Origin of the sequence: Micromonospora chersina (assembly GCF_900091475.1) — a bacterium.
Classification (GTDB): domain Bacteria; phylum Actinomycetota; class Actinomycetes; order Mycobacteriales; family Micromonosporaceae; genus Micromonospora; species Micromonospora chersina.
The window spans coordinates 751673-777261 of sequence record NZ_FMIB01000002.1; the positions used below are offsets into that span (position 1 = coordinate 751673).

General features: G+C 73.8%; 28 protein-coding genes and 1 riboswitch. Of the genes, 10 read left to right on the plus strand and 18 right to left on the minus strand.

The window, feature by feature from the left end; genetic code table 11:
* Window positions 1-7: 7 nt before the first annotated feature.
* Entirely contained in the window at window positions 8-955 is a 948-nt protein-coding gene (gene pip, locus GA0070603_RS03390) for a prolyl aminopeptidase (protein WP_091306923.1), read from the minus strand.
* Between the two features lie 50 nt (window positions 956-1005).
* On the opposite strand from pip, the gene GA0070603_RS03395 reads away from it, so the two are divergent.
* Window positions 1006-1494 carry a MarR family winged helix-turn-helix transcriptional regulator gene (locus GA0070603_RS03395; RefSeq protein ID WP_091306928.1) on the plus strand — a complete coding sequence of 163 codons (489 nt, stop codon included), beginning with the start codon at window positions 1006-1008 and terminating at the stop codon, window positions 1492-1494.
* A gap of 27 nt (window positions 1495-1521) precedes the next feature.
* On the opposite strand, the gene GA0070603_RS03400 is transcribed toward GA0070603_RS03395, so the two are convergent.
* Window positions 1522-2328, minus strand: coding sequence for an ABC transporter permease (locus GA0070603_RS03400; RefSeq protein WP_208862792.1), 807 nt, complete (start codon window positions 2326-2328; stop codon window positions 1522-1524).
* A complete protein-coding gene (locus GA0070603_RS03405) occupies window positions 2325-3284 on the minus strand; it encodes an ATP-binding cassette domain-containing protein (protein ID WP_091306932.1) in 960 nt (319 codons plus the stop codon). The genes GA0070603_RS03400 and GA0070603_RS03405 overlap by 4 nt, the downstream gene beginning before the upstream one ends.
* 73 nt (window positions 3285-3357) lie before the next feature.
* Here GA0070603_RS03405 and GA0070603_RS03410 point away from each other — a divergent pair, with 73 nt between their 5' ends.
* Window positions 3358-4146, plus strand: a complete 789-nt coding sequence (locus tag GA0070603_RS03410; protein WP_244282373.1) for a TetR/AcrR family transcriptional regulator — start codon at window positions 3358-3360, stop codon at window positions 4144-4146.
* 10 nt (window positions 4147-4156) lie between these two features.
* A complete protein-coding gene (def, locus tag GA0070603_RS03415; RefSeq protein WP_091306940.1) occupies window positions 4157-4666 on the plus strand; it encodes a peptide deformylase in 510 nt (169 codons plus the stop codon).
* 53 nt (window positions 4667-4719) lie between these two features.
* On the opposite strand, the gene GA0070603_RS03420 is transcribed toward def, so the two are convergent.
* The 3 genes from GA0070603_RS03420 to GA0070603_RS03430 all read right to left on the minus strand — a co-directional run bounded on the left by GA0070603_RS03420 (window position 4720) and on the right by GA0070603_RS03430 (window position 8033).
* Window positions 4720-6294, minus strand: coding sequence for a VWA domain-containing protein (locus GA0070603_RS03420; RefSeq protein ID WP_139131793.1), 1575 nt, complete (start codon window positions 6292-6294; stop codon window positions 4720-4722).
* Between the two features lie 159 nt (window positions 6295-6453).
* Complete coding sequence (locus GA0070603_RS03425; protein WP_091306947.1) at window positions 6454-7227, minus strand: GNAT family N-acetyltransferase; 774 nt, start codon at window positions 7225-7227, stop codon at window positions 6454-6456.
* Window positions 7228-7259: 32 nt separating this feature from the next.
* Window positions 7260-8033, minus strand: a complete 774-nt coding sequence (locus GA0070603_RS03430) for a sulfite exporter TauE/SafE family protein (RefSeq protein ID WP_091321474.1) — start codon at window positions 8031-8033, stop codon at window positions 7260-7262.
* 185 nt (window positions 8034-8218) lie between these two features.
* Here GA0070603_RS03430 and GA0070603_RS03435 point away from each other — a divergent pair, with 185 nt between their 5' ends.
* Window positions 8219-8998, plus strand: a complete 780-nt coding sequence (locus GA0070603_RS03435) for an endonuclease/exonuclease/phosphatase family protein (protein ID WP_091321476.1) — start codon at window positions 8219-8221, stop codon at window positions 8996-8998.
* 5 nt (window positions 8999-9003) lie between these two features.
* Here the strand turns inward: GA0070603_RS03435 and GA0070603_RS03440 are convergent, their stop codons facing one another.
* The 3 genes from GA0070603_RS03440 to GA0070603_RS03450 form a co-directional block, all read right to left on the minus strand.
* Complete coding sequence (locus GA0070603_RS03440; protein WP_091306950.1) at window positions 9004-9885, minus strand: bifunctional 5,10-methylenetetrahydrofolate dehydrogenase/5,10-methenyltetrahydrofolate cyclohydrolase; 882 nt, start codon at window positions 9883-9885, stop codon at window positions 9004-9006.
* Between the two features lie 13 nt (window positions 9886-9898).
* Window positions 9899-9982: riboswitch (ZMP/ZTP riboswitch) on the minus strand.
* Window positions 9982-11007, minus strand: coding sequence for a hypothetical protein (locus GA0070603_RS32315; protein WP_091306954.1), 1026 nt, complete (start codon window positions 11005-11007; stop codon window positions 9982-9984). It overlaps the preceding riboswitch by 1 nt.
* Window positions 11008-11046: 39 nt before the next feature.
* A complete protein-coding gene (locus tag GA0070603_RS03450; protein ID WP_279627474.1) occupies window positions 11047-11880 on the minus strand; it encodes a sigma-70 family RNA polymerase sigma factor in 834 nt (277 codons plus the stop codon).
* A 74-nt stretch (window positions 11881-11954) separates the two neighbouring features.
* Between GA0070603_RS03450 and GA0070603_RS03455 the strand changes: the two genes are divergently transcribed.
* On the plus strand, window positions 11955-12377 hold the full coding sequence (locus tag GA0070603_RS03455; protein ID WP_091306958.1) for an SRPBCC family protein: 423 nt from the start codon (window positions 11955-11957) through the stop codon (window positions 12375-12377).
* Between the two features lie 15 nt (window positions 12378-12392).
* Here GA0070603_RS03455 and GA0070603_RS03460 read toward each other — a convergent pair whose 3' ends face one another.
* Complete coding sequence (locus tag GA0070603_RS03460) at window positions 12393-13406, minus strand: tyrosine-type recombinase/integrase (RefSeq protein ID WP_091306962.1); 1014 nt, start codon at window positions 13404-13406, stop codon at window positions 12393-12395.
* Between the two features lie 95 nt (window positions 13407-13501).
* On the opposite strand from GA0070603_RS03460, the gene GA0070603_RS03465 reads away from it, so the two are divergent.
* A complete protein-coding gene (locus tag GA0070603_RS03465; RefSeq protein ID WP_091306967.1) occupies window positions 13502-14368 on the plus strand; it encodes an aminoglycoside phosphotransferase family protein in 867 nt (288 codons plus the stop codon).
* 71 nt (window positions 14369-14439) lie between these two features.
* Here the strand turns inward: GA0070603_RS03465 and GA0070603_RS03470 are convergent, their stop codons facing one another.
* Together GA0070603_RS03470 and GA0070603_RS03475 are read right to left on the minus strand one after the other, a co-directional pair.
* Window positions 14440-14880 (minus strand): YybH family protein, encoded by a 441-nt coding sequence (locus tag GA0070603_RS03470; RefSeq protein ID WP_091306971.1) that lies wholly within the window; start codon window positions 14878-14880, stop codon window positions 14440-14442.
* 44 nt (window positions 14881-14924) lie between these two features.
* Window positions 14925-15875 carry an RNA polymerase sigma-70 factor gene (locus GA0070603_RS03475; protein WP_425270406.1) on the minus strand — a complete coding sequence of 317 codons (951 nt, stop codon included), beginning with the start codon at window positions 15873-15875 and terminating at the stop codon, window positions 14925-14927.
* Window positions 15876-16018: 143 nt separating this feature from the next.
* On the opposite strand from GA0070603_RS03475, the gene GA0070603_RS03480 reads away from it, so the two are divergent.
* Complete coding sequence (locus GA0070603_RS03480) at window positions 16019-16504, plus strand: carboxymuconolactone decarboxylase family protein (RefSeq protein ID WP_091306976.1); 486 nt, start codon at window positions 16019-16021, stop codon at window positions 16502-16504.
* 81 nt (window positions 16505-16585) lie between these two features.
* Here GA0070603_RS03480 and GA0070603_RS03485 read toward each other — a convergent pair whose 3' ends face one another.
* From GA0070603_RS03485 to GA0070603_RS03505, 5 genes are all read right to left on the minus strand, one after another.
* The gene (locus GA0070603_RS03485) at window positions 16586-18964 is read right to left on the minus strand and encodes an ATP-binding cassette domain-containing protein (protein ID WP_091321482.1); all 2379 of its coding nucleotides are present in this window, start codon (window positions 18962-18964) and stop codon (window positions 16586-16588) included.
* A gap of 56 nt (window positions 18965-19020) precedes the next feature.
* Window positions 19021-19467: a helix-turn-helix transcriptional regulator gene (locus GA0070603_RS03490; protein ID WP_091306983.1), complete on the minus strand. Its 447-nt coding sequence runs from the start codon at window positions 19465-19467 to the stop codon at window positions 19021-19023.
* 83 nt (window positions 19468-19550) lie between these two features.
* Window positions 19551-20495, minus strand: coding sequence for a TerC family protein (locus tag GA0070603_RS03495; protein ID WP_091306986.1), 945 nt, complete (start codon window positions 20493-20495; stop codon window positions 19551-19553).
* Window positions 20496-20654: 159 nt separating this feature from the next.
* On the minus strand, window positions 20655-21506 hold the full coding sequence (pdxY, locus tag GA0070603_RS03500; RefSeq protein WP_091306990.1) for a pyridoxal kinase PdxY: 852 nt from the start codon (window positions 21504-21506) through the stop codon (window positions 20655-20657).
* Window positions 21507-21540: 34 nt separating this feature from the next.
* Window positions 21541-22113, minus strand: coding sequence for a GNAT family N-acetyltransferase (locus GA0070603_RS03505; protein ID WP_091307006.1), 573 nt, complete (start codon window positions 22111-22113; stop codon window positions 21541-21543).
* A gap of 180 nt (window positions 22114-22293) precedes the next feature.
* Here GA0070603_RS03505 and GA0070603_RS03510 point away from each other — a divergent pair, with 180 nt between their 5' ends.
* Together GA0070603_RS03510 and GA0070603_RS32320 are read left to right on the plus strand one after the other, a co-directional pair.
* Window positions 22294-23712 (plus strand): OFA family MFS transporter, encoded by a 1419-nt coding sequence (locus GA0070603_RS03510; RefSeq protein ID WP_091307009.1) that lies wholly within the window; start codon window positions 22294-22296, stop codon window positions 23710-23712.
* A complete protein-coding gene (locus GA0070603_RS32320; protein ID WP_255509868.1) occupies window positions 23709-23834 on the plus strand; it encodes an MFS transporter small subunit in 126 nt (41 codons plus the stop codon). The genes GA0070603_RS03510 and GA0070603_RS32320 overlap by 4 nt, the downstream gene beginning before the upstream one ends.
* Before the next feature lie 42 nt (window positions 23835-23876).
* On the opposite strand, the gene GA0070603_RS03515 is transcribed toward GA0070603_RS32320, so the two are convergent.
* Window positions 23877-24605: an SDR family oxidoreductase gene (locus GA0070603_RS03515; RefSeq protein ID WP_091307011.1), complete on the minus strand. Its 729-nt coding sequence runs from the start codon at window positions 24603-24605 to the stop codon at window positions 23877-23879.
* A 78-nt stretch (window positions 24606-24683) separates the two neighbouring features.
* Here GA0070603_RS03515 and GA0070603_RS03520 point away from each other — a divergent pair, with 78 nt between their 5' ends.
* The gene (locus tag GA0070603_RS03520) at window positions 24684-25526 is read left to right on the plus strand and encodes a patatin-like phospholipase family protein (protein ID WP_091307014.1); all 843 of its coding nucleotides are present in this window, start codon (window positions 24684-24686) and stop codon (window positions 25524-25526) included.
* The last annotated feature ends 63 nt before the right edge of the window (window positions 25527-25589 follow it).

Consider the following 25589-nt stretch of genomic DNA (forward strand, 5'->3'; position numbering starts at 1 on the left):
CGGCCGGTCAGGCGCGGGCGAAGTCGTCCAGGGCGGCGACGACCCGCTCGCCCACGCCGTGGCCGCTGCCGTGGCCGCCGGACTCGACGATCTCCAGGCGGGCGTCGGGCCACGCCCGGGTGAGCTGCCAGGCGATGTCGGGCGGACCGCTGACGTCCAGGCGGCCCTGCAGCAGCACGCCGGGGATGCCGGCGAGCCTGCCGGCGTCGCGCAGCAGCTGCCCGTCGGGCAGGAACCCCAGGTTGCTGAAGTAGTGGGTGACCAGCCGGGTGAAGCCGGCCCGGAACACCGGGTCGGCGTAGCGGGGACTGGCCTGGTACCCGCCGGCCAGGGAGACGTGCACGTCCTCCCAGGCGCACCAGTCCCGGGCGGCCTGGTCGCGCACCCGCGGGTCCGGGTCGTTGACCAGCCGGGCGTACGCGGCGGACAGGTCACCGTCGCGCTCGGCCGCCGGCACGCCGTCGCGGAACCGGGCCCACTCCTGCGGGAAGATCCGGCCCATGTCCCGGGTCACCCAGTCGATCTCCCGGCGGGTGTTGGCGACCACGCTGAACAGCACCAGCGCGGTGACCCGCTCCGGGTGGCGCTGGGCGTACGCCAGGGACAGCGACGAGCCCCAGGACGCGCCGCAGAGCAGCCACCGGTCGACGCCCAGGTGCGCGCGCAGCCGTTCCATGTCGGCCAGCAGGTGCGCGGTCGTGTTGACCGACAGGTCGGTGGCCGGGTCGCTGGCGGGCGGGGTGCTGCGGCCGCAGCCGCGCTGGTCGAACAGGATGATCCGGTAGGCGGCCGGGTCGAACAGCTGCCGCCAGGAGGGGCCGGCGCCGGAGCCGGGGCCGCCGTGCACCACGAGGGCGGGCCGGCCGCCGGGGTTGCCGCTGGTCTCCCAGTGGATCCGCTGGCCGTCGCCGACGTCGAGCTGGCCCTGCGCGTACGGCTCGATCGGTGGATACATCGGGTGCCCTCCCACGGCCCGGATACAACAGCGCTGTTACATTAGCGGACGTGACCGCCACCCCCGACCGCGAGGCCCTCGGCACCCTCCTGCGCCACGTCCTGGAGGTGCTCGACGGCGACGTCGCCGCGGTCTACGCAGACCTCGACCTGGCCGACTACCGGCCCCGCTACTCGCCCCTGGTGCGGGTGCTGGTCGCCGACGGGCCCCTGGCGATCCGCGACCTGGCCGCCCGCGTCGGTGTCACCCACTCCGCGGCCAGCCAGACCGTCGCCCAGATGGCCCGCGCCGGACTGGTCGACCTCGCCCCCGGCGCGGACGCCCGGCAGCGCATCGTCACCCTCACCGACCGGGCGCGCGCCCTGCTGCCGGTCATCGAGGCCGAGTGGGCGGCCACCACCACCGCCATACGCCGGCTCGACGCCGAGCTGCCCGTACCCCTGGCCGACGAGCTGTACGCGGTGCTCGCCGCGCTGCGCCGCCGCCCGCTGCGCGACCGGATCGCCGACACCGGCCTGACGCCCACCCGGCCGGCCTGACCTCGACCGGGCCGGCGGCCGGGACCGTCAGCGGCCCAGGCGCTGCCAGCGGCGCACGGACAGCGGCAGGAACACGGCGACCAGCAGCACCGGCCAGGCCACCGCCAGGGCCACGGCGTGCTCGGCCGGCCAGGAGTCGGCGCCCCAGCCGGGGTTGCCGAACAGCTCCCGGCCGGCGGCGACGGTGGCCGACAGCGGGTTCCAGGCCGCGACCGCGGCGAGCCAGCCCGGCATGGTGGCCGGGGCGACGAACGCGTTGGAGGCGAAGCCCAGCGGCCACACCAGGATCTGCAGCGCGGCCACCGTCTCGGGGCGGCGCAGCAGCAGCGCCAGGTACACCCCGAGCCAGATCATCGCGAAGCGCAGGAGCAGCAGCAGCGCCACGGCGGCCAGGGCGCGCAGCGGGCCGCGGTGCGGCTGCCAGCCGACCAGGACGCCGCAGCCGAGCACCACGGCCAGGGCCGCCGCGGAGTGCAGCAGGTCGGCCACGGCCCGGCCGGTGACCACGGCGGCGCGGCTCATCGGTAGCGACCGGAACCGGTCGGTCACGCCGCGCGCGGTGTCCAGGGCCACCGCCGTGTAGGTGGTCTCCACGCCGAAGAGCATGGTCATGGCCACCATGCCGGGCAGCAGGAACTCCCGGTAGCCGGCGCCGTCGGGGACGGCCATGGCGCCGCCGAAGAGGTAGCCGAACATCAGCAGCAGCAGGACGGGGAAGAGCAGGCCCACCAGCACCTCGCCGGGGCGGCGCGCCCAGTGGGCGAGGGTGCGGCCGGTCAGGGTGGCGGTGTCGGCGACGGCCCAGCGGGCCCGGGACAGCGGCAGGACGGTCACGCGGGCACCTCCGTGCGGGAGTCGGTGAGGCGCAGGAACACCTCGTCGAGGGTGGGGCGGCGGACCGCCACGTCGCCGGCGCGCAGGCCGGCGGCCTCCACGGCGCGCAGCACCGCGGCCAGGGCCGCGACCCGGTCGGTGACCGGGACGCTGAGCCGCAGCGCGGCACGGTCGACGGTGGGCGCGGCGCCGGTGGCGGCGGTGATCGCGGCCGCGGCCGGTGCCAGGTCGTCGGGGTGGTGCAGCACCACGTCGACGCGGTCGCCGCCGAGGGTGGACTTCAGTTCCTCCGGGGTGCCGGCCGCGGTGACCCGGCCGTGGTCGAGCACCCGCACGGTGTCGGCGAGCCGGTCGGCCTCCTCCAGGTACTGGGTGGTCAGCAGGACGGTGGCGCCGGCGTCGACCAGGCCGCGCACGGCGTCCCAGACGTCGCTGCGGGCGCGGGGGTCCAGGCCGGTGGTGGGCTCGTCGAGGAACAGCACCGGCGGGTCGACGATCAGGGCGGCGGCCAGGTCCAGCCGGCGGCGCATCCCGCCGGACCAGGTGGCCACCGGCCGGTCGGCGGCCGCGCGCAGGTCGAAGCGGTCGAGCAGCTCGTCGGCGCGGGCCGCCGCCCGGCCGGGGGAGAGGTGGTGCAGCCGGCCGAAGAGCACCAGGTTCTGCCGGCCGCTGAGGATCTCGTCGACCGCCGCGTGCTGGCCGACCAGGCCGAGGTGCGCGCGGGCCCGGTCGGCCTGCCGGCGGACGTCGAACCCGGCGACCCGGGCCACGCCGGCGTCGGCGCGCAGCAGGGTGGTCAGGATGCGCACCAGGGTGCTCTTGCCGGCCCCGTTCACGCCGAGCACGGCGCAGACCGTGCCGGACGGCACGGCCAGGTCGATCCCGTCCAGGGCGACCAGGTCGCCGTAGCGCTTGCGCAGGCCCTCCGCCTCGATCGCCGGTCCGTCGCGTCCCATGCGCCCCTCCGATCATCGTTCCGGTACGCCGTACCGTACACCATACGACAAGGGGGGTCGGTACAGTCGGCGGGTGACCACCGAGTACAGCGGCACCGGGGACCCGGCGCGCAGCCTCGCCCTGCTCTGGCGTACCCGGGAGAAGGTCAGCCGCAAGGGCGGCGACCTGTCCGTGGAGCGGATCGTGCGGGCGGCCATCGAGGTCGCCGACGCCGAGGGGCTGGGCGCGCTGTCCATGCGCCGGGTCGCCGAGCGGCTCGGGGTGGGCACCATGACCCTCTACACGCACGTGCCCGGCAAGGGTGAACTGCTCGACGTCATGCTCGACACCGTCTACGGCGAGACCGCCCGCCCCGACGAGGTGCCGGGCGGGTGGCGGGGCCGGCTGGCGCAGATCGCCCGGGAGAACTTCGCCCTCTACCTGCGCCACCCGTGGCTGCTGCAGGTCGCCACCACCCGGCCGCCGCTGGGCCCGAACGTGATCGCCAAGTACGAGTACGAGCTGCGCGCCGTCGACGGGATCGGCCTGACCGACCTGGAGATGGACGCCGTGGTCACCCTCGTCACCGGGTACGTCCACGGCGCGGCCCGCCCCGCCGTGGAGACGGCCCAGGCCAGCCGGGACACCGGGATGACCGAGCAGCAGTGGTGGCACGCGCACGCCCCGTACCTGGAGAAGGTCCTCGACCCGGGCCGGTTCCCGCTCGCCGCCCGGGTGGGCACCACCGCCGGCCAGGAGTACCAGGCCGCCGGGGACCCGGCCCGCGCCTTCGAGTTCGGGCTGGCCCGCCTGCTCGACGGCATCGAGGTCCTGGTCCGGGACCGGGCGGGTGCGCCACCGGCCGCCGTAACGGGCGGCTAGCCTTCCCGGCATGACTATGCGCCCGATCCGGATCATCGGCGACCCCGTGCTGCGCACCCCGTCCGAGCCGGTGACCAGTTTCGACGCCGAGCTGCGCGCGCTCGTGCAGGACCTCATGGACACGCTGCTCGGCGCGCCCGGCCGGGCCGGGGTGGCGGCGCCGCAGATCGGGGTGAACGCGCAGGTGTTCGTCTACGACGCCGACGGGCACCGCGGCCACCTGATCAACCCGACGCTGGAGCTGTCCGAGGAGCGCCAGGACGACGACGAGGGCTGCCTGTCGATCCCGGGGCTGTACTTCCCGACGCCGCGGGCCATGCACGCCACGGCGCACGGCGTCGACCAGCACGGCCAGCCGCTGACCATCAGCGGCAGCGGGTTCCTGGCCCGCGCGTTGCAGCACGAGACCGACCACCTGCACGGCCGCCTGTACGTGGACACCCTGCGCGGCGACACCCGCCGCCGGGCGCTGCGGGAGATCCGCGCCGGCCGGTTCGACTCGCCCAGCCGGGGCCGCTGACCGCGGTGCGGGGGTGGCGCGACGGCCACCCCCGCACGGTCGGTCGCGACGGGTCACTTCGGCGGCGGAGCCACCAGGCAGGTCGCGGTGGAGGTGTTACCGGAGTCGTCCACGCCGGTGATGATCGCGTCGCCGCGCAGCGTCACCTTGTAGTCGATGTCGCCGGTGCCGTCCTTCACCCGGGACTGCGCGCCCGGCGCCTGCACCAGCTTGATCTTCGTGCCGGCCGGGAACGGGCCGAACCGCACCGACGGGTCGGCGGCGTCGGAGATGTACACCTGGACCGCCGTGTCGACGATGTCGGTGGAGGTCAGCTGGTAGAAGCCGTCCGGGTTGTACGAGCCGGGGGTGTTGTCGCCGCTCGGGTTGTTGGTCGGCACGCACCGGGTGTCCGGCGCGGTGGTGTCGACCACCCGCATCACCGCGGTGTCGCTGCCGGTGTTGCCGGCGGCGTCGGTGGCGGTGCAGGTGACCGTGGTGGCCCCCAGCGGGAAGGTGCTGCCGGGCGGCGGCGCGCACGTCGGGGTGAGCGGACCGTCGACGTTGTCGGTGGCGCTCGCCGGATAGTTGATCACCGCGCCGGCGGGGCTGGTGGCCTCCACGGTCCGGTCGTCCACGACCACCGTCGGCGGGGTCACGTCGTTGACCGTCACCGCGATGTGCTCGACGAACGCCGGCCCGCCGGAGAGGCCGTTGAGCAGGAAGTCCACCGTGCAGTGCAGGGTGGCGCCCTGCGGGGCGTCGCCGGCGACCGTGATGGTCTCGGCGAACGGCACGTCGGTGCCGCTCTGCTGGGTCTTCGACGGCGCGTCGAAGCTCACCGACAGGCCCGGGTCGCAGACCACCTGCGGGGTGACGGTCACGTCGAGGTCCCGCAGCCCGGACAGGATCGCCGCGGTGACGGTGTCCGGGGCGCTGCCGACCACCTGACCGCCGGTGGCGGCGGCCACGGCGGTGGCCTGGCCGAGCGCGTCCAGGCCGCCGCCCCCGCCGGTGACGTCGACCGCGAGCACGCGGGCGTCGTCGGCCTGCAGCGCGGCGGTGGCCTGCGCCAGGGTGTGCCCGGCGCTCGGGTCGTGGCTGGGCGCGTCACCGACCAGCACCACGATCCGGCTGCTGCCCGAGCGGTAGGCGATGCCCCCGTCGGAGACCTGGAACAGCCCGTTCACCCACGCCTCCGGGACGTCACCGCCGCCCCCGGCGGCCAGCCCGTCGACCGCGGTCTGCAACGCGGTGGCGTCACCGGTCAGGTTCTGCCGGACCCGGAACAGCTCCGCGCCGTCACCCTCGTCCCGGTAGGAGGCCACCGCGAACTGTGCGCTGGGCTGCGCCCCGCGCACGTTGGTGATCACCTGCTGCAGGTTCGTGCGGACGTTGGCGATCGCCGCGCCCATGCTGCCGGTCGTGTCGACCAGCAGCACCACGTCCGGGTTCGGCGGGATCGGCGGCGTCGAGACCACCTTGCTGATCGGAATGGTGGCGCCGGGGTCCGCGGACCGGTCCACGGTGGCCGGGTCGACCCCGGGCGCCGCCCAGGCGGGCGTGGCCACCGCGGTCAGCACCGCGGTCACGGCGGCGGCCACGGTCACCGCCGTTCTTCGCCCGGGGGGCACTGCTGTGAAACCCATCGTGTCTCCTTCAGCTCCGCCGCGCCCGCCCCGGGCGCGGCCTCGACAGCAGACGCTAGGGGCTGGGCCGCGCCGCGCCGGTCAGACACAAGCCCAGGTCAGGGTCGGGTTGTTGACCCGGCGTGGCGGCTGGACACGACAGACTGACCGGTCAGGCGGTCACGGAAGGCGATGCAACGCGCACTCGGTGAAGTCGGCCACCCGGGTGAATCCGAGCCGCTCGTAGAGGCGTACCGCGGGGAGGTTGTCGGCCTTCACGTTGAGCGTCACGTGATCGACGACGCCCCGCATCCCCGCGCACAACGCTGCCACGGCCGCCCCGGCCAGACCCCGGCCCCGCACGTCCGGGTGGGTGGTCACGTTGCCCAGGGCGGCCACCCGCCACGTCGGCGACCACACGTGCACCCCGGCCACCGCGACCAGCCGGCCGGCCTCCCGCACCCCCACGTACCGGCCGGTGTCCAGCATCCGCGGGTCGAACCAGTTCCCCGGGTACGCGGCCGCGTACAACTCCCGCAGCTCCGGCAGGTCGGCGCGGCCCAGCGGCACCCCGGCCCGGGGCACCGCCGCCAGCCGCGCCGGATCGGTCAACGCCATCCGGTGATGCACCGCCGCGTCGGACACGGCGTACCAGCGGGCCACCGTCGCCTCCAGGCCGGGGGAGAGGTGCGCCCACAGCCGGGCCGGCAACACCGGCGCCGCCTCGGTCAGCAGCGCCGCCAGGTCCCCGGCGCGCTCCGGCGGCGCGAACGCCAGCAGCGTGGGCAGCTCGACCCCGTGGTAGAGCAGCACCACCTCGTCGCCGCGGCGGAACCACGAGGTGTACGGCCAGAAGAAGTCGTCCAGGTCACCCAGCTGGTACGCGTGCAGCACCGGGTCCCGGCCCAGCAGCTCGGCGAGGACGGCGCGGTCGTGTTCGGCGCGGACAGCCACCCGCCGATGATCACACGGTGGCGCTCAGCGCCTCACGCCGCCATCCACTGGTCGTAACCCAGCTTGCCCACCAGCGCCAGCACCACGACCAGCAGCACCACCCGCACGAAACCCGCACCGCGGCGCAACGCCATCCGCGCGCCCACCGCCGCCCCGGCGATGTTGCACACCGCCATGGCCGCGCCCAGCAGCCACCACACGTGCCCGGTCGCCGCGAACACCACCAGCGCCCCCAGGTTCGTGCCCGCGTTGACCACCTTCGCCATCGCCGAGGCGTGCACGAAATCCGACCCCAGCAGCGCGGTGAACGCCAACACCAGGAACGTGCCGGTGCCCGGACCGATCAACCCGTCGTACAGGGCGATGCCCAACCCGGCCACCGCCACGGCCACCACCACCCGCGTCGGCGTCCGCCGCTCCGGACGCGACACCACACCCAACCGCGGCCGGGTCAGCACGAACACCGCCACCGACACCAGCACCACCAGCACCACCGGCCGGTACGCGCCCGCCGGCACCGCCCCCGCCAGGGCCGCGCCCAACCCGGCCGTCAGCACCGCCAACCCCGCCGCTGGACCCGCCACCGCCCAGTCCAACTTCGTGCGCCGCGCGTACGTCACCGCCGCCGTCGACGTACCGAAGATCGCCGCCAGCTTGTTCGTGCCCAACGCCGTCGCCACCGGCACCCCCGGCGCGCCCAGCAGCAACGCCGGCAACAGCAACAGGCCACCGCCGCCCACCACGGCGTCCACCCAGCCCGCCAGGGCGGCCGCGCTCAACAGGGTCGTCAGCGACAGAGGATCCACGGGCCGCATTCTGCCCAGCCCCACCGCCCCGACGAGACCGGCTGTGGCCAGCCTCACCGCAGCTCAGCGCCCCCGACGCCGCCGCAACCACAACCCCACCGACGCCACCGCCACGAACACCAGCATCGAACACAGCAACGCCCTCAGCACCCGGCAAGCCTGCCACGCGGACGTAGGGTGTGCTGGTGCGCCTGGCCACCTTCAACCTGCTGCACGGGCGGTCCCTCACCGACGGTCTCGTCGACCCCGACCGGCTCGCCGCCGCCGTCACCGCCCTCGACGCCGACGTCCTCGCCCTGCAGGAGGTCGACCGCGACCAGTCCCGCAGCGGCAACCTCGACCTCACCGCCATCGCCGCCCGCGCCCTCGACGCCCCCGAACACCGCTTCGCCGCCGCCGTCGTGGGCACCCCCGGGGAACAGTTCCGCCCCCTCACCCACGACGACGACGGCCACGGCGAACCCCTCTACGGCATCGGCCTGGTCAGCCGCCACCCCGTCCGCTCCTGGCAGGTCACCCGGCTGCGGCCCGCCCCCGTCCGGTCACCCATCTACGTGCCCGGCCCCGGCGGCGGGCTCGTCCTGCTCCGCGACGAACCCCGCGTCGTCCTCGCCGCCGTCCTCGACACCCCGCACGGGCCGCTCACCGTCGCCGCCACCCACCTGTCCTTCGTGCCCGGCTGGAACATCCTGCAACTGCGCCGCGTCGTCCGCGCCCTGCGCACCCTGCCCGCACCCCGGATCCTCCTCGGCGACCTCAACCTGCCCGCCGGACCCGCCGCCCTGCTGTCCCGCTGGCGACCGCTGGGCCGCCGCCCCACCTACCCGGCCGGGCAACCCCGGGTGCAGCTCGACCACATCCTCGCCGACCGGCGCGGCCTGGACCGGCTACCGCCGGTCACCGCCGTCGACACCCCGCTGTCCACCATCTCCGACCACCGGCCGCTCCTGGTCGACCTCGGCTGACCGCCTCAGCCCAGCCCGGACGCCCGCTGCGCCGCCCGCACCGCGTTGCGGAACAACATCGCCACCGTCGTCGGACCCACCCCACCGACCCGCGGCGTGATCGCCCCCGCCACCTCGGCACACGACTCGTCCACGTCCGGCAGCAGCCGCCGCCCCTCGTACCGCACCCCGCCGCCGATCACCACACCACCCGGACGCACATGCTCCGGCTGGATGATCCCCGGCACCCCGGCCGCCGCCACCAGGATCTCCGCCCGCCGCGTGTACCGCGCCCAGTCCGGCACCCCCGTGTGCACCACCGTCACCGCCGCGTTCGCCGTCGGCCGCTTCTGCGCCAGCAGCATCGCCAACGGACGGCCCAACGTGGCGCCCCGACCGAGGATCACCACCTCCCGGCCCGCCACCGGCACCCCGTGGAACGCCAGCAACGCCTCGATCCCCGCCGGCGTACACGGCAACGGACCCGGCAACCCCAACGCCAACCGGCCCATGTTCACCGGATGCATCCCGTCCACGTCCTTGTCCGGGTCCAACTCCGCCAGGGCCCGGTCGTAGTCCAGGTGCCCCGGGATCGGATACTGCACCAGCACCCCGTGCACGGCCTTGTCCGCGTTGAAATCCGCCAGCACCGCGTGCAGATCCGCCTGCGACGCCGACGCCGCCAGATGCACGTGCGGCGACACGAAACCCAACTCCGCCGCCTGCCGCTGCTTGATCCGGATGTAACCCGCGCTCGCGTCGTCGTCGCCCACCAGCACCGTGGCCAACGCCGGCGTGACCCCTGCCGCCCGCAACGCCACCACCGACTCGGCGACCTCCGCCAACACCTGCTCCGCCACCGGCGCACCCGGCAGCAGCCGCGCCGTCGTCGTACCCGAAGAAGACATGCCGCACCCCGCCCGCGGAGGCCCAGGCGGTCGACCCCCGCGACGAGAGCTCCCCGATGGTTGCCCATCCTCGGTGCCGCCAGTCGCGTTCACCCCTCAGCCTGCCACAGCGCGCTCCGCGACCGCACCCGCCACCGCCTGCCACCGCGGCAACGACCCCAGCAGCTCCGCGGCCCGCCGCCGCCGGTCCGCCGCCGACGCCGCCCGAAGATCCGCCACCGCCGCCTCGAAGGCCGGCCGCAACACCCGCTCCCGCCCCGGCGCGTCGGCCGCCAGCACCGCGTGACAGCGCGCGTACGTCACCACCACCCAGAACATCGCCTCCCGGTGGGCGCCCGCCGCCACCAGCTCCGCGCTCCCGTCCAGCACCACCGGCCGCCCCGCCGCCGACAGGTCCGCCACGAACGGAAACGGGGTACGCGCCACCCGTGCCGCCTCGTCGAACGTCACCGCCAACCCCGCCAGGTGCTCCCGCACCCGATCCGGCCCCACCCCGCCACCGTCCAGCGACGCCAGCAACTCCTCGTACCGGTCACCGAACCCGTAGGCGGTCAGCACCTCCCGCGCCCGCACGTACCGCCGCCGCACCGTCGGATCCCGCAACCCCGCCACCGCCGGCCACACCGCCAGCAGCGACGTCGGGAACACCCACCCCAGCACCTGCTCCGCCAGCGACGCCCGCTCATCCAGGCGCGCCAACCCGTCCTCGATACGCCGCCGCACCCCGGCACACCGCCGCCGCACCCACACCGGATCCGCGAACCCCGCCGCCACCCGGTCCCGGATCGCCGCCAGCCGACCCGACGGATCCGCGATCACCGCGCCCGCCCGGAACATCGGCGCGAACACCCACGACCCCAGCACGTCCTCCGGCGACCCCAGCTCCGCCCAGGTCAGCGCCGAGACCTCCAACAGCACCCCACGGTGAACGAACTTGCCCACCTTCGCCGCCGGCGCGTCCCGCACCAGCAGCACGTCCACGTCCGAGGAAGCCGGCAGCACCGCGTCGTCCGGCAGACCCACCGTCGACCCGCTGAAGAACGCGCCCCCGACCGACGGGTCCCGGCGCATCTCCTCGCGCACCCACCCGACCGCCACCGCCCGCGCGTGACCGACCCGCACCGCCCGGATCCTGCCACCACCGCCCGCGCCCGGCGACCCTCACACCCCGACGGCCAGCCGACTCAACCGGCCCGGATCCGCCACCACGTCGACCGCCACGATCGCACCACCGGCCACCTGGAACGTCAGGACCGTCACCAGCCGCCCCCGCGGCGCCACGAGAATCGCCGCCGCCCCGTCGACCAGCCCCACCCGGCCATACGGCGCCCGCTGCGAGAACAGCAGCGCCTGCCGGGCGACGACATCGGCGCCACGCAGCCGCACCGGCCCGGGGGAGCCGGCCGCGACGGCGTCCGCGCTCACCGTCACCTCCGGATGCAGCACCGCGAGCAGCGCTGCGAAATCACCGGCACGCGCGGCCCTGAGGAACGCCTCGACCAGCTCACGCTGCCGAACCGGATCCCCGTCGGGAAGATCCGCCGCACGAACCCGGCGGCGCCCACGACTGGCCAGCATCTTCGTCGCATCGCTCGACCGGCCGAGGATCGACGCGATCTCCGGGTACGACACGCCGAACAGGTCGTGCAGCACGAACGCCAGCCGCTCGGCCGGCGTCAACGTGTCCAGAACCACCAGCAGCGCCAGACCCACCGACTCGGCCAGCACCGTCTCCTGCTCCGGATCCGGGCCGGCCAACGGCGGCGCCACGGTGAGCGGAACCTCCCGACGCGCCCTCCGCGACCGCAGCATGTCCAGACAGACCCGCGCCACCACCGTGGTCAGCCAACCACGCGGATTCGTCAACGCACCCAGGTCCGCCCGCGCCGCCCGCAGCCACGCCTCCTGGACGGCGTCGTCGGCCTCACCACCGGAACCCAGCATCCGGTAGGCCACCGCGTACAGATGACCGCGATGCGCCTCGAAGTCCTCCACCGTTACCCTCCCGCCGCGCCGACCGTCATAACCCTGACGGAACAGACCCGCCGCCCGTAACGAAAGGAGCAACCATGGCAGCTCAGCAGTCCACCATCGAGATCGCCCGCCCCCCACACGACGTCTTCGCCTACGCCACCGACCCGTCCCGGTTCGCCGAGTGGCAGGCCGACGTCGTCGGCGTACAGGTCGGCGACGCCGAGTTCACCACCACCCGCCGCATCAACGGCACCGAACGCGCCATGCGCCAACGGATCACTCACAACGACCCACCGCACCGCTGGGCCGCCCAGGGAATCGACGGGCCGGTCCGCCCGCACGCCACCATCACCGTCGAACCCCTCGACGGCGGCACCCGTTCCCGCGTCACCTTCACCCTCGACTTCGAAGGTCACGGCATCGGCGTCGCCCTGCTGCCCCTGGTGCGCCGGCAGTCCCGACGCGCCGCGCCGGTCAGCTACCAGAAGCTGAGGCAGCTGCTCGAACGCCGCCACTGACCGCCCCCGCCCCGATCAACCACCGCCCCCCGCGGGCCCGTCCACCAGCGCCGCGACCGCCCGGTTGGTCCGGTTGGCATGCACCGCCGCGCGCTGCTGACCCGCCGTCACCTCGATGTACGTCTGCGACGACGCCAACGACGCGTGCCCCAGCAACCGCATGATCTCCGCCGCGCTCGCCCCGTCCTCGGCCAACCGGGTCGCGAACGTGTGCCGCAACGCGTGCAGCCGCGCCCCCCGCGGCACCCGGTCACCGATCCCCGCCCGCCGGTAACAGGACTCCACCAGATACTGCAGGCCACCCCGCCGCAGCGGCTCACCCCGCCGGTCCACCAGCAGCGGCGAGTCCGGCCGGACACTGCGCGATCCGAACCGCCGCCGCCGACTGTCCAGGTAGTCCGCCAGCACCCGGTCCACACCCGCCTCGATCGGCACCGTCCGCGGCCGCCCACCCTTGCCCGCCACGTCGACCCGGCGCTCGCCGGGCCGGCCCGCCACCGACGCCACCCGCAGCGCCAGCAGCTCCGACAGCCGCAGCCCCGCGCACAACGCCAGCGCCAGCACGGCCAGGTCCCGCTCCGGCCACGGGTCGCGCTGCCGGCCGTCCTCCCGGGCCACCGCGGCCAGCAGTTCCTCCGGGGTGTCCTCGCCCCGCAACGGCTTGGGCTGGGGGAGCGGGGTGCGGGGCCGCCCCACCGCCGGCATCGGATTCCCGGGTACGACCCCCTCGGCGACCAGGAACGTGAAGAAGCTGTTCCACGTCGACCAGGCACGGTGGACCGACGCGGCGGCTCGGGGCGTGGCGAAGCGGGCGAACGCCGCGCGCATGACCCGGGGGGACAGGGCGGAGACCGGAAGCTGGTCGAGGGGGAGGGGAGTGGTGCCGCCGTCCGCCGCCACCAGGCTCGCCACCGTGGCGAGGTCCCGCCGGTAGGCGGCCAGGGTGTGGGGGGAGGGCTTGCGGGTGGCCCGGGCGGTCAGGAACTCCTCGATCAACCGCCCTACCGGTTCGTCCGGTTTGTCATGCATAAGGCATATTATGCATGATTTTCGCGTTCCCGCCAGCGGTCGATGCGGGGGAGCGACGCCGGTAAACCACTTGTCGCGGCACCCAGACTGGGTGCGTGGTGGACATCGAAGAGGAACTCGTACGCCGGCTGGTCGCCGAACAGTTCCCGCGGTGGGCGCACCTGCCGGTCGCCGCCGTGGCCCGGCAGGGGTGGGACAACCGGACCTTCCGCCTCGGCGAGCACCTCGTCGTGCGGCTGCCCAGCGCCGAGGGCTACGTGCCCGGCGTCGCGAAGGAGGACCGCTACCTGCCCGTGCTGGCCCGCCACCTGCCGCTGCCCGTACCCGAACCAGTGGCCACCGGAGCGCCCGGCGCCGGTTACCCGTACCCCTGGTCGGTGCGGCGCTGGCTGCCCGGCGACACCCTCGCGGCCGCCGCGGAGGTCGACCGGCCGGCCGTGGCGCGCGACCTCGGCGCGTTCCTTACCGCGCTGCGGTCCGCGCCCACCACCGGAGGTCCGGCGGCCGGGCGGCATTCCTGCTTCCGGGGCTGCCACCCGAGCGCCTACGGCGACGAGGTCGAACAGGCCCTCCAGGTGCTGGGCGGCCGGGTGGACACGGCCGCCTGCCGGGAGGTGTGGGCGCGGGCGCTGACCTCGGCCTGGCCGGTGGCGCCGGTCTGGTTCCACGGCGACGTGGCCGCCGGCAACCTGCTCGTGGCGCAGGGGCGGCTGTCGGCGGTCATCGACTTCGGCACCTGCGGCGTCGGGGATCCCGCCTGCGACCTGGTGGCGGCGTGGACCTGGTTCGCCGGTGCGGAGCGCCGGGTGTTCCGGGAGTCGGCCGGCCTGCCCGACGACACCTGGCGGCGTGCCCGGGGCTGGGCGCTGTGGAAGGCCCTCATCACCCTCGCGACCGACGACGGGGACGAGGAGCAGTGGCGGGCCCTCGCCGCGGTCCTCGTCGACCCCGTCGTGGACTGAGGCCCGGGGAGGGCCGGAATCTGCTTACTTGACATAATGTGCATTATCGACGTTACGGGAACGGCGGCCGGTCAGGGCTGGAGGTCGACAACTCCCTTGCCGCTGCGGACGTCGAGCGGCACCGAGACCTGGTCGTGCGCGATGAGCCACGTGTCGCCGGTCTTCTCGAAGCCGTAGGTGACCCGCACCCACATGCCGGTGGTGGCCCTCCCGTCCCTCATCGTGCCGCTGAGCCGGCCGAACGCGTGTCCGAACGCCACGTCCTCGCCCACGGTGAGGGTCAGGTCGCGGACCTCGTAGTCCACCGTCTCGAAGACCGCGAACACGTTCGCCCAGTTCCTCAGCTTCGCGTCCACGCCGACGTGCTGCAGCGGCGGCTCGATGTCGAAGGACACGACGTTGGTGGTGTAGCGCTGTCTGAGGCTGTCGAGATCCTTGTCCCGGAGCCCTTCGATGATCTTGTTGATCTGCTGGCGGATCGTGGCTTCGTCCGCGTCACGCTGACCGGGCATTCTTCCCGTACCTCTCCCCCGTGCTGGGATCTTGACGGCTCGACTCAGCGACTCAGGGTGATCTCCCGCTCCATGTGCGACAGCTTGTGCGGGTTGCGCACGGCGTAGAGGCCGGTGACGAGGCCGTCGTCGATGCGTACCGCCAGGACGGCTTCGATCTCGTCGCCCTGCTCCATGATCAGCGCCGGGAAGCCGTTGACCTGGGCCGGCCGCAGCGACATCAGCTCAGCGATCTTGCCCAGCCCGGCAGCCAGCAGCCGGGCCACCTTGTCGGCGCCGACGACCGGGCGCGGGACGGCCTGCCGGACTCCCCCGCCGTCGCCCAGGAACACGACGTCCGGCGCGAGGATGTCGAGCAGGCTCTGCAGGTCGCCGGTCTCGGTCGCCTTGCGGAACGCCTCGAGGGCGTCGCGGGTCTCGGCCGGGGACGTGACCCCGCGGGGCCGGCGTGCGGCGACGTGGCCGCGGGCGCGGTGGGCGATCTGGCGGACCGCGGCCTCGTTCTTGTCGACGGCCTCGGCGATCTCCTCGTAGGGCAGGTCGAACACCTCGCGCAGGACGAACACGGCCCGCTCGGTCGGCGTGAGGGTCTCCAGCACGAGCAGCATCGCCATCGAGACGCTGTCGGCCAGCTCGACGTCCTCGGCCACGTCGGGTGCGGTCAGCAGCGGCTCGGGCAGCCAGGGGCCGACGTAGGACTCCTTGCGGCGGCCGAGTGTGCGCAGCCGGGCGAGGGCCTGGCGGGTGGTGATGCGGACCAGGTAGGCCCGCTGTTCGCGCACGGTGGCAAGGTCGACGCGTACCCAGCGCAGCCAGGTCTCCTGGAGGACGTCCTCGGCGTCGGCGGCCGAGCCGAGCATCTCGTAGGCGACGGTGAACAGCAGGTTGCGGTGGGTGAGGAACGCCTCGGTGGCGGGGTCCGGGCGGTCGTCGCGTGCGGTCTGCGCCGTGCCGGCCATGGGTGGCTCCTGTTCGTTCTCGACGGTGTCGTCCATGGGATGCCGGTGGGGGCCGTCGTGTGACAGCGACGGGCGTACGGATGGTTGTGGCGGTCGTCACGTGGTCGTGGTGTCACGGGGTCGGGGGCCGGCGGCATCTCGTGGTCGTCCGGTGCGACACCATCAAGGAGGGACGAGCCATGGATGCTCGGTTCGACATGTTCGCCAACGAGACCGCCGTCAAGTTCGCCAAGCGATTCGCCAACGCCGGCCTGGTCATCCACCAGTCGTCGCTGCCGAGGTCCACGCAGGAGCTGGTGTCGCTGCGCGCGAGCCAGATCAACGGGTGCGGCTGGTGCATCGACATGCACACGAAGGAGGCCGCGGCGGCCGGCGAGTCGGCGGTGCGGCTGCACCTGGTCGCGGCCTGGCGGGAGTCGACGGTCTTCAGCGAGGCCGAGCAGGCGGCGTTGGCGCTCGCCGAGGAGGGCACCCGGCTCGCCGACGCCCACGAGGGGGTGTCGGACGAGACCTGGGCGGCGGTCCGCAAGCACTACGACGACGACCAGATCGCGGCGCTGGTGGCCCTGGTGGCGCTGATCAACGCGGCGAACCGGATGGCCGTGATCGTGCACCAGCGGGGTGGTTCGTACGAGCCGGGGATGTTCGCGGCCGCGTTGGGCTGACCGGTCGGCGGGTCCGGCCCGGACCGTTCCGGTCCGGGCCGGGCGCTCGGTGGCGCTCGCTCGCCTCAGGAGGGCACCCGCTCAGGCGCCGATGTAGGCGGCGAGGTGTTCGCCGGTGAGGGTGGAGCGGGCGGCGACGAGATCGGCGGGGGTCCCCTCGAAGACGATCCGGCCGCCGTCGTGGCCGGCGCCGGGACCGAGGTCGATGATCCAGTCGGCGTGTGCCATGACCGCCTGGTGGTGCTCGATGACGATGACGGACTTGCCGGAGTCGACGAGCCGGTCGAGCAGGGCGAGGAGGTGCTCGACGTCGGCGAGGTGCAGGCCGGTGGTCGGTTCGTCGAGGACGTAGACGCCGCCGCTGGTGGCCATCTGGGTGGCGAGCTTGAGCCGCTGCCGCTCGCCGCCGGACAGGGTGGTGAGGGGCTGGCCGAGGGTGAGGTAGCCGAGCCCGACGTCGGCGAGCCGGTCGAGGATCTTGTGGGCGGCCGGGGTGCGGGCCTCGCCGGCGCCGAAGAACTCCTCGGCCTCGGTGACGGACATGGCGAGCACCTCGCTGATGTCGCGGCCGCCGAGGTGGTATTCGAGGACGGAGGCCTGGAACCGCTTGCCTTCGCACTCCTCGCAGGTGGTGGCGACGCCGGCCATCATGGCGAGGTCGGTGTAGATGACGCCGGCGCCGTTGCAGGCGGGGCAGGCGCCCTCGGAGTTGGCGCTGAACAGGGCGGGTTTCACGCCGTTGGCCTTGGCGAATGCCTTGCGGATGGGGTCGAGCAGCCCGGTGTAGGTGGCGGGGTTGCTGCGGCGGGAGCCGCGGATGGCGGCCTGGTCGACGGTGACCACGCCGTCGCGTCCGGACACGGAGCCGTGGATGAGTGAGCTCTTGCCGGAGCCGGCCACGCCGGTGACGACGGTCAGCACGCCGAGGGGGATGTCGACGTCGACGTTCTGGAGGTTGTGGGTGTCGGCGCCGCGTACCTCCAGCCGGCCGGAGGGGGTGCGGACCGAGGGCTTCAGGTGGGCCCGGTCGTCGAGGTGGCGGCCGGTGCGGGTGCCGCTGGCCCGCAGGCCCTCGACGGTGCCCTCGAAGACGACCTCGCCGCCGGCGGTGCCGGCGCCGGGGCCGAGGTCGACGACGTGGTCGGCGATGGCGATGGTTTCGGGCTTGTGTTCCACGACGAGCACGGTGTTGCCCTTGTTGCGCAGTTGGAGCAGCAGTTCGTTCATCCGTTGGATGTCGTGGGGGTGCAGGCCGATGGTGGGCTCGTCGAAGACGTAGGTCACGTCGGTGAGTGAGGAGCCGAGGTGGCGGATCATCTTGGTGCGCTGCGCCTCGCCGCCGGACAGGGTGCCGGAGGGGCGGTTGAGGGAGAGGTAGCCCAGTCCGATCTTCACGAACGAGTCGAGGGTGTGTTGCAGCTTCGCGAGCAGGGGCGCCACCGAGGGCTCGTCGAGGCCGCGTACCCAGTCGGCGAGGTCGCTGATCTGCATGGCGCAGGCGTCGGCGATGCTGATCCCGGCGATCTTCGACGAGCGGGCGGCCTCGTTGAGCCGGGTGCCGTCGCAGTCGGGGCAGGTGGTGAAGGTGACGACCCGTTCCACGAAGGCGCGGATGTGCGGCTGCATCGAGTCGACGTCCTTGGCCAGCATCGACTTCTGGATCTTGGGGATGAGGCCCTCGTACGTGAGGTTGATGCCCTCGACCTTGATCTTGACCGGCTCCTTGTAGAGCAGGTCGTGCAGTTCCTTCCTGGTGAACTCGCGGATCGGCTTGTCGGGGTCGAAGAAGCCGCAGCCGCTGAAGATGCGCCCGTACCAGCCGTCCATGCTGTAGCCGGGGATGGTGAGCGCGCCCTCGTTGAGCGACTTGCTGTCGTCGTACAGCTGGGTCAGGTCGAAGTCGGTGACCGAGCCCGTCCCCTCGCAGCGCGGGCACATGCCGCCGGTGATGCTGAACTCGCGCCGCTCCTTGACGGCCTGCCCGCCGCGTTCGATGGTGACCGCGCCGGCGCCGCTGATCGAGGCGACGTTGAAGGAGAAGGCCTGCGCCGAGCCGATGTGCGGCTGGCCGAGGCGGCTGAAGAGGATGCGCAGCATCGCGTTGGCGTCGGTGGCGGTGCCGACGGTGGAGCGGGGGTTGCCGCCCATCCGCTCCTGGTCGACGATGATCGCCGTGGTCAGCCCGTCGAGCACGTCGACCTCGGGGCGGGCCAGGGTCGGCATGAAGCCCTGCACGAAGGCGCTGTAGGTCTCGTTGATCAGGCGCTGGGACTCCGCGGCGATGGTGCCGAACACCAGGGAGCTCTTGCCGGAGCCGGAGACGCCGGTGAACACCGTCAGGCGGCGCTTCGGGATCTCGATGCTGACGTCCTTGAGGTTGTTCTCGCGGGCGCCCTGCACGCGGATCATGTCGTGGGTGTCGGCGGCGTGCGGCGCGGGCGACGGGGTGTCCGTCCTCATCGTGTCTCCGTCGGTGGGCGGGAGGGAGGCGTGGTGGTGGGTGACGGCCATGGCGGTCACGCTAGTTGCGGCCCCGTGGCCTTCGCTTCTCGATTTCTGACCGGCCTGGTGACCTGCTTGGCGAGGCACGCGGGCGGCTCGGCGCCGCCGGCCGCCTGGGCCCGGTAGGTGCTGGGCGGCATCCCGACCAGCTCGGTGAAGCGGGTGCTGAAGGTGCCCAGCGAGGAGCAGCCCACCGCGAAACAGACGTCGGTGACGCTGAGGTCGCCGCGGCGCAGCAGGGCCATGGCGCGTTCGATGCGGCGGGTCATGAGGTAGGAGTACGGGGATTCGCCGTAGGCGAGCCGGAACTGGCGGCTGAGGTGCCCGGCCGACATGTTCACCCCGCGCGCGAGCGCCTCGACGTCCAGCGGCTGCGTGTACTCGCGGTCGATGCGGTCCCGGACGCGGCGCAGCCGGGCGAGGTCGCGCAGGTGCTGCGCGGCGGCGGTGCTGCTGGTCACCTGCCCGATCGTGCCATGTCGCCGCGGGGGTTGCCCAGCACCGCCGCACCGCTACGGCGTCGCCCCGGCTCGGCGGCGGTCGGTCACCGCGCCGGGACGTTCCGGCGCGCGGCCACCGCGCTCCAGGTGATGGCGACGGCCAGGGTCAGGACCACCACGGCGAGGGTGAGCCAGACCGGCAGCTTGCCCACGGGGGTCTCGGCCAGGATCAACTTCACTCCGGCGAACGCGAGCAGCACGGCCAGGCCGTAGCGCAGGTAGCTGAAGTGCCTCAGCAGGCCGGCCAGGCAGAAGTACAGGCTGCGCAGCCCGAGCACGGCGAAGGCGTTCGCCGTCCAGACCAGGAACGTGTTGGTGGTGACGGCCAGGATCGCCGCGACCGAGTCGATCGCGAAGATGACGTCGGTGGCCTCGATCGCCACCAGCGCGACCAGCAGCACCGTGCCGGTGCGGCGGCCGTCGGCCCGGACGGTGAAGCGGCCGTCGTGGTAGCGGGGCACGGTCGGCACCAGCCGGCGGAAGATCCGGACGGCGATGTTGCGGTCGGGGTCGACGTCCGGCTCGCCGCGGACCGCGAGGCGCCAGCCGGTCCAGATCAGGAACGCGCCGAGGACGAGCCCGGCCCAGGTCAGCCGGTCCAGTAGTTGCGCGCCGGCGAAGATGAAGACCAGCCGGAAGCCGAGTGCCCCGAGCACTCCCCAGAAGAGCACCTTGTGCTGGTACTCGGCGGGTACCCGGAAGTAGGTGAACAGCAGTGCGAAGACGAAGACGTTGTCGACGGACAGCGCCTTCTCCAGCAGGTAACCGGAGAAGTACGCCACCGCGGGCCCGCTGCCGCGCCACAGCCAGATCACCAGGCCGAAGGCGACCCCCGTGGTGATCCACACCGCGCTCCAGAGCAGCGCCTCGCGGAGCTCGACGACGTGATGGTCGCGGTGGGAGAACAGGTCCACCGCGAGCATGACGGCGATGACAGCGCCGACCGCCAGCCAGGCCCAGGCCGGTGCCGCGAACGTGGTCTCGTCCATCCGGCGTCCTCCGCATCCGCGCCGGGGCGCGGCCGGGCGCCCGTTCCGGCCGGTACGTGGCAGCGGCGGAACCGGACTGTGTCGCTGTCGAGCCTAGGCGAGTCGTCGGTGGGGAGACGGTGGTCCGGTCAAGTCCGCGGTCGGCGCGCGGTGGTCGGCTCAGCGCAGCCGGCGGGCGCCGAAGCGGGTGGGCGGATCGGCGATGGCGTCCTGGGCGGCGACGATCTGCAGCTCCCGGGTGCCCGCCGCGAGGGTCGCCTCCAGAATGGCGAAGATGGAGTTGGTGGTGCGCTCCAGCGCCGTCTCGGGCGACCCGGACGTGGCGAGGTGGGCCAGGTAGAGCGCGGCGGTGACGTCGCCGCCGCCGTTCGGGCTGATCGGCAGCAGCGGGGTGGTGACCGCCCAGGCGCCGGCGTCGGAGACCGCGACGACCTCCAGCGACCCGGCCGGCACGTCGCCGTGCAGGACGCTGGTGACCAGCACGTGCCGGGGCCCGGTGGCGCGCACGACGTCCACGGCGGCGAGCAGGTCGTCCAGGGTGTCGGTGCGGCGGCCGGCCAGGAACTCCAGCTCGAACTGGTTCGGGGTGACGATGTCGGCGCGCGGCACGACGGTGTCGCGCAGGTACTCGGGGATGCCGGGCCGGACGAACATGCCGCGGCCGACGTCGCCCATCACCGGGTCGCAGCAGTACAGCGCGTCCGGGTTGGCGGCCTTCACCCGATCGACCGCGTCGAGGATGACCGCGCCCATGGCCGGGTCGCCCTGGTAGCCGGAGAGCACGGCGTCGGCGGTGCCGAGCACGCCGCGGTCCTCGATGCCGGCGATCACCTCGGCGACGTCGGCCGGGGGCAGCAGCGGGCCGCGCCAGGCGCCGTAGCCGGTGTGGTTGGAGAAGTGCACGGTCAGCACCGGCCAGACCTCGTGCCGGAGCCGTTGCAGCGGGAACACGGCGGCGGAGTTGCCGACGTGGCCGTAGGCGACCGAGGACTGGATGGACAGGATCTTCACGGGCTCATCGTCGCATCCGCGCGCGCAGCCCAGGTCAGGTGTCGGCGCGCAGGCGGGCGTGCAGGTGCATGTCGTGCCAGCCGTCGGTGTGCCGGGCGGCGCCGCGCTGGGTGCCCTCGGCGGTGAGGCCGGCCCGTTCGGCCACCCGGCAGGAGGCCGGGTTGGCGGTGGAGTGGCGCAGCCAGACGCGGTGCAGGCCGAGCCGGTCGAAGCCGAAGGCGGTGAGGGCGGTCAGGGCGCGGGCGGCGACGTGCCGGCCGCGGGCGGCGGGCAGCACCCAGTACGACACCTCGGCCTGGGCCTCGGGCAGGTCGAGGGCGCGCAGGCTGATCTGTCCGAGCACCCCGGCGCCGTCGGTGACCGCCCAGCCGGCGCCGGTCTCCCGCCGCCAGCGGACGGGCCAGGAGGCGATCCAGTCGCGGGCCTCGTCGTCGGTCATGGCGCGGCAGTGCCAGCGCCGGATGGCGGGGTCGGCGTACGCGGTGAGGACGGCGGGCCGGTCCTCGGGTCGCCAGGGGCGCAGGCGCAGGTCGCCGGCGTCGAGGTCGGGTTGGGGGTGGCGGGCGAGGGCGCCGGGGCGCAGGGCCGGGGTGGTGAGCAGCGGCATGCGCCCATGATCCGCCACGACGGGCGGTGACGGCGGGGCGACGCCGGGTGCGGGGCCGCGAGCTGCGCGGACCGTTCGGCTCAGGGTTTCGACCGCCCGGCGCGGGACGGGTTTCGGCGCAGCGTGCGGCGGGGGCATGAACGGGTGGGTTTTCCGCCATTCTCCGGAGAGGAAGCAGGCATGCTTTCCGCACTCGATCGTCGGCACACCGTCGCGCCGCCGGGCTACAGCCGGTGGCTGATCCCGCCGGCGGCGCTGGCCATCCATCTCTGCATCGGGCAGGTGTACGCGACAAGCGTGTACAAGAACTCCCTGATCGCGCACTTCGACACGGGACAGACGGCGATCGGGGTGATCTTCAGCATCGCCATCGTGATGCTGGGGTTGTCGGCCGCGGTGGCGGGCACGTGGGTGGAGGCGAACGGGCCGCGGAAGGCGATGTTCGTCTCGGCGTGCTTCTGGGCGGCGGGCTTCCTGGTCGGCGCGCTCGGCATCGCCACGAAGCAGCTGTGGCTGCTGTACCTGGGGTACGGGGTGCTCGGCGGGATCGGGCTGGGGATCGGGTACATCTCCCCCGTCTCCACGTTGATCAAGTGGTTCCCGGACCGGCCCGGGCTGGCGACCGGGCTGGCGATCATGGGCTTCGGTGGTGGAGCCATGGTGGCCTCTCCTCTGTCCCGGCAGCTGCTGTCGTTCTACGACTCCGGGTACGACCCGGCGAACGCGGGCTCGACGGCGTCGGGCAGCGCGCTGGTGTGGCTGTTCCTGACGTTGGGCGTCGGCTACTTCGTGATCATGATGTTCGGGGTGTTCAACGTGCGGGTGCCGGCGGCCGACTGGCGGCCGGCGGGCTTCGACCCGGCGCGGGTGGCGGCGAAGCCGCTGGTGACCACGGCGAACGTGTCGGCGGCCAACGCGGTGAAGACCCGCTCGTTCTGGCTGCTGTGGGTGGTGCTGTTCTGCAACGTGACGGCGGGCATCGGGATCCTGGAGCAGGCCAGCCCGATGATCCAGGACTTCTTCCGCGACAACGGCACGTCGGCGGTGTCCGTGGCCGCGGCCGGCGGGTTCGTGGGGCTGCTGTCGCTGTTCAACATGGCCGGCCGGTTCGTGTGGTCCTCGACGTCGGACGTGATCGGCCGCAAGCCCATCTACCTGCTGTACCTGGGTGTCGGCATGGTGCTGTACGTGCTGCTGGCCCTGTTCGGGCAGACCGCGACGGCGCTGTTCGTGCTGCTGGCGTGCGTGATCCTGTCGTTCTACGGCGGCGGGTTCGCCACCGTGCCGGCATACCTGCGGGACCTGTTCGGCACGTACGAGGTGGGCGCGATCCACGGCCGGTTGCTGACGGCGTGGTCGGCGGCGGGGGTGGCCGGCCCGCTGATCGTGAACGCGTTCCTGGACGCGCAGGGCAAGCCGGGCACGTTGACGGCAGCGGCGTACCGGCCGGCGCTGTTCACGATGGTCGGGGTGCTGGCGGTCGGTTTCGTGGCGAACCTGCTGATCCGGCCGGTGCCGGAACGGTTCCACGAGCCGGCGTCGGGCCGGGACGGTGTCGAGGATGCGCAGCCGGTGACGGCGGAGAGGAGCGGGTCGTGAACGAGCGGGTCGGTGGCGGGCAGCGGGTCCGCCTGGTGGTGTCCTGGGTGGTGGTGTCGGCGCTGCTGGGCTACGGGGTGGTGCAGACGCTGATCACGGCGGCGAAGCTGTTCACCCACTGAAGGAGCGCGGCCCGGGGATGCGATCCCCGGGCCGCCGCCGGGTCAGAGGCCGCCGGCGATGCGCAGGACCGCGCCGGTGGTGTACGAGGCGTCGGGGCCGAGGAGGAACGCGATCGCCCCGGCGACCTCGTCGGGTTCGCCCGCGCGGCCCAGCGGGATGCGCCCGGCCGCGGTGTCCGGGCGGTCGGGCGCGCCGGACAGGGCGTGGATGTCGGTGCGGATGATTCCGGGGGCGACGGCGTTGACCCGGATGCCGTGCGGGGCGAGTTCCTTGGCGAGGCCGACGGTGAGGGTGTCGGTGGCGGCCTTCACGGCCGCGTAGTGGACGTACTCGCCGGGACTGCCGAGGGTGGCGGCCGCCGAGGACACGTTGACGATGGCGCCGCCGCGGGTCATCCGGCGGGCGGCCTGCTGGGCGCACAGGACGTAGCCGACGAGGTTGACGTCGACGACCCGGCGCAGGTCGTCCACGCGAAGGTCGGCGAAGGGGCCGATCGGGCTGGTGATGCCGGCGTTGTTGACCAGGCCGGTCAGCGGGCCCAGGTCGGCGGCCGCGTCGAAGAGCCGCTGCACCTGGTCGGGGTCGGCGGTGTCGGCGGGGACGGCGACACCGCGGTGGCCGGCCGCGCGCACGTCGGCGACGACGGCCTCGGCGGCCGCCTGGTCGTTGCGGTAGCCGACGACGACGTCGTGGCCGGCGGCGGCGAGCCGGCGGGCGGTGGCCGCGCCGATCCCGCGCCCCCCACCGGTGACGATGGTGACGGAGGTCAATGTTTTCTCCCCTGCCCTGCTGGTGGCGCTGACGTTACCGTGATCGGCGCGGGACCTGGACGGAGAGGACGGTCACACATGACGCGGGCGCTGGTGCTGGGTGGCGGTGGGGTGACCGGGGTGGCCTGGGAGTTGGGGCTGCTGGCCGGCCTGGCCGCACGCGGGGTGGACCTGACCGGGGCGGAGCTGGTGGTGGGCACCTCGGCCGGTTCGGTGGTGGGCGCGCAGGTGTGCTCGGGCACCCCCGTGGAGGAGCTGTACGCGGCGCAGTTGCGGCCGGCGGGCACCGAGGTGGCGGCCCGGCTGGGGGTGGGGGTGCTGGCCCGCTGGGCTTGGGCGGGCACCCGCGGCCGGGACGCGGTGCGGGCGCGGGCCCGGGTCGGGGCGATGGCACTGGCCGCGCGTACCCCGTCGGAGCAGTCGCGGCGGGCGGTCATCGCGGCGCGGCTGCCGGTGCACGGGTGGCCGGCGCGGCGGCTGCTGGTGACGGCGGTCGACGCGGCCTCCGGTGAGTTCGTGGTCTTCGACGCCGGCTCGCAGGTGCCGCTGGTGGACGCGGTGGGGGCCAGCTGCGCGGTGCCCGGGGTGTGGCCGCCGGTCACCATCGGCGGCCGGCGTTACGTCGACGGTGGGGTGCGCTCGGCGGTGAACGCGGACCTGGCGCGGGGCGCGCGGCGGGTGGTGGTGCTGGCGCCGACGCGCGCCGGGTTCGGGCCGATGCCGCGGCTGTCCGCGCAGGTCGCGGAGTTGCGGTCGGCGGGCGCGCGGGTGGCGGTGGTGTCGCCGGACCGGGCGGCGCGGGCGGCCATCGGGCGCAACGTGCTGGATCCGGCGCGGCGGGCCGCGTCGGCGCGGGCCGGGTTCGCGCAGGCGGCCGCGGTGGCCGACGAGGTGGCGGCCGTCTGGAGCGCCGGGGGTTGATCTTTCGCGTGTCGGTGCCGGCTGGTATCAAGGCAGGCATCAGACACGTGTACGGAAGAGGGC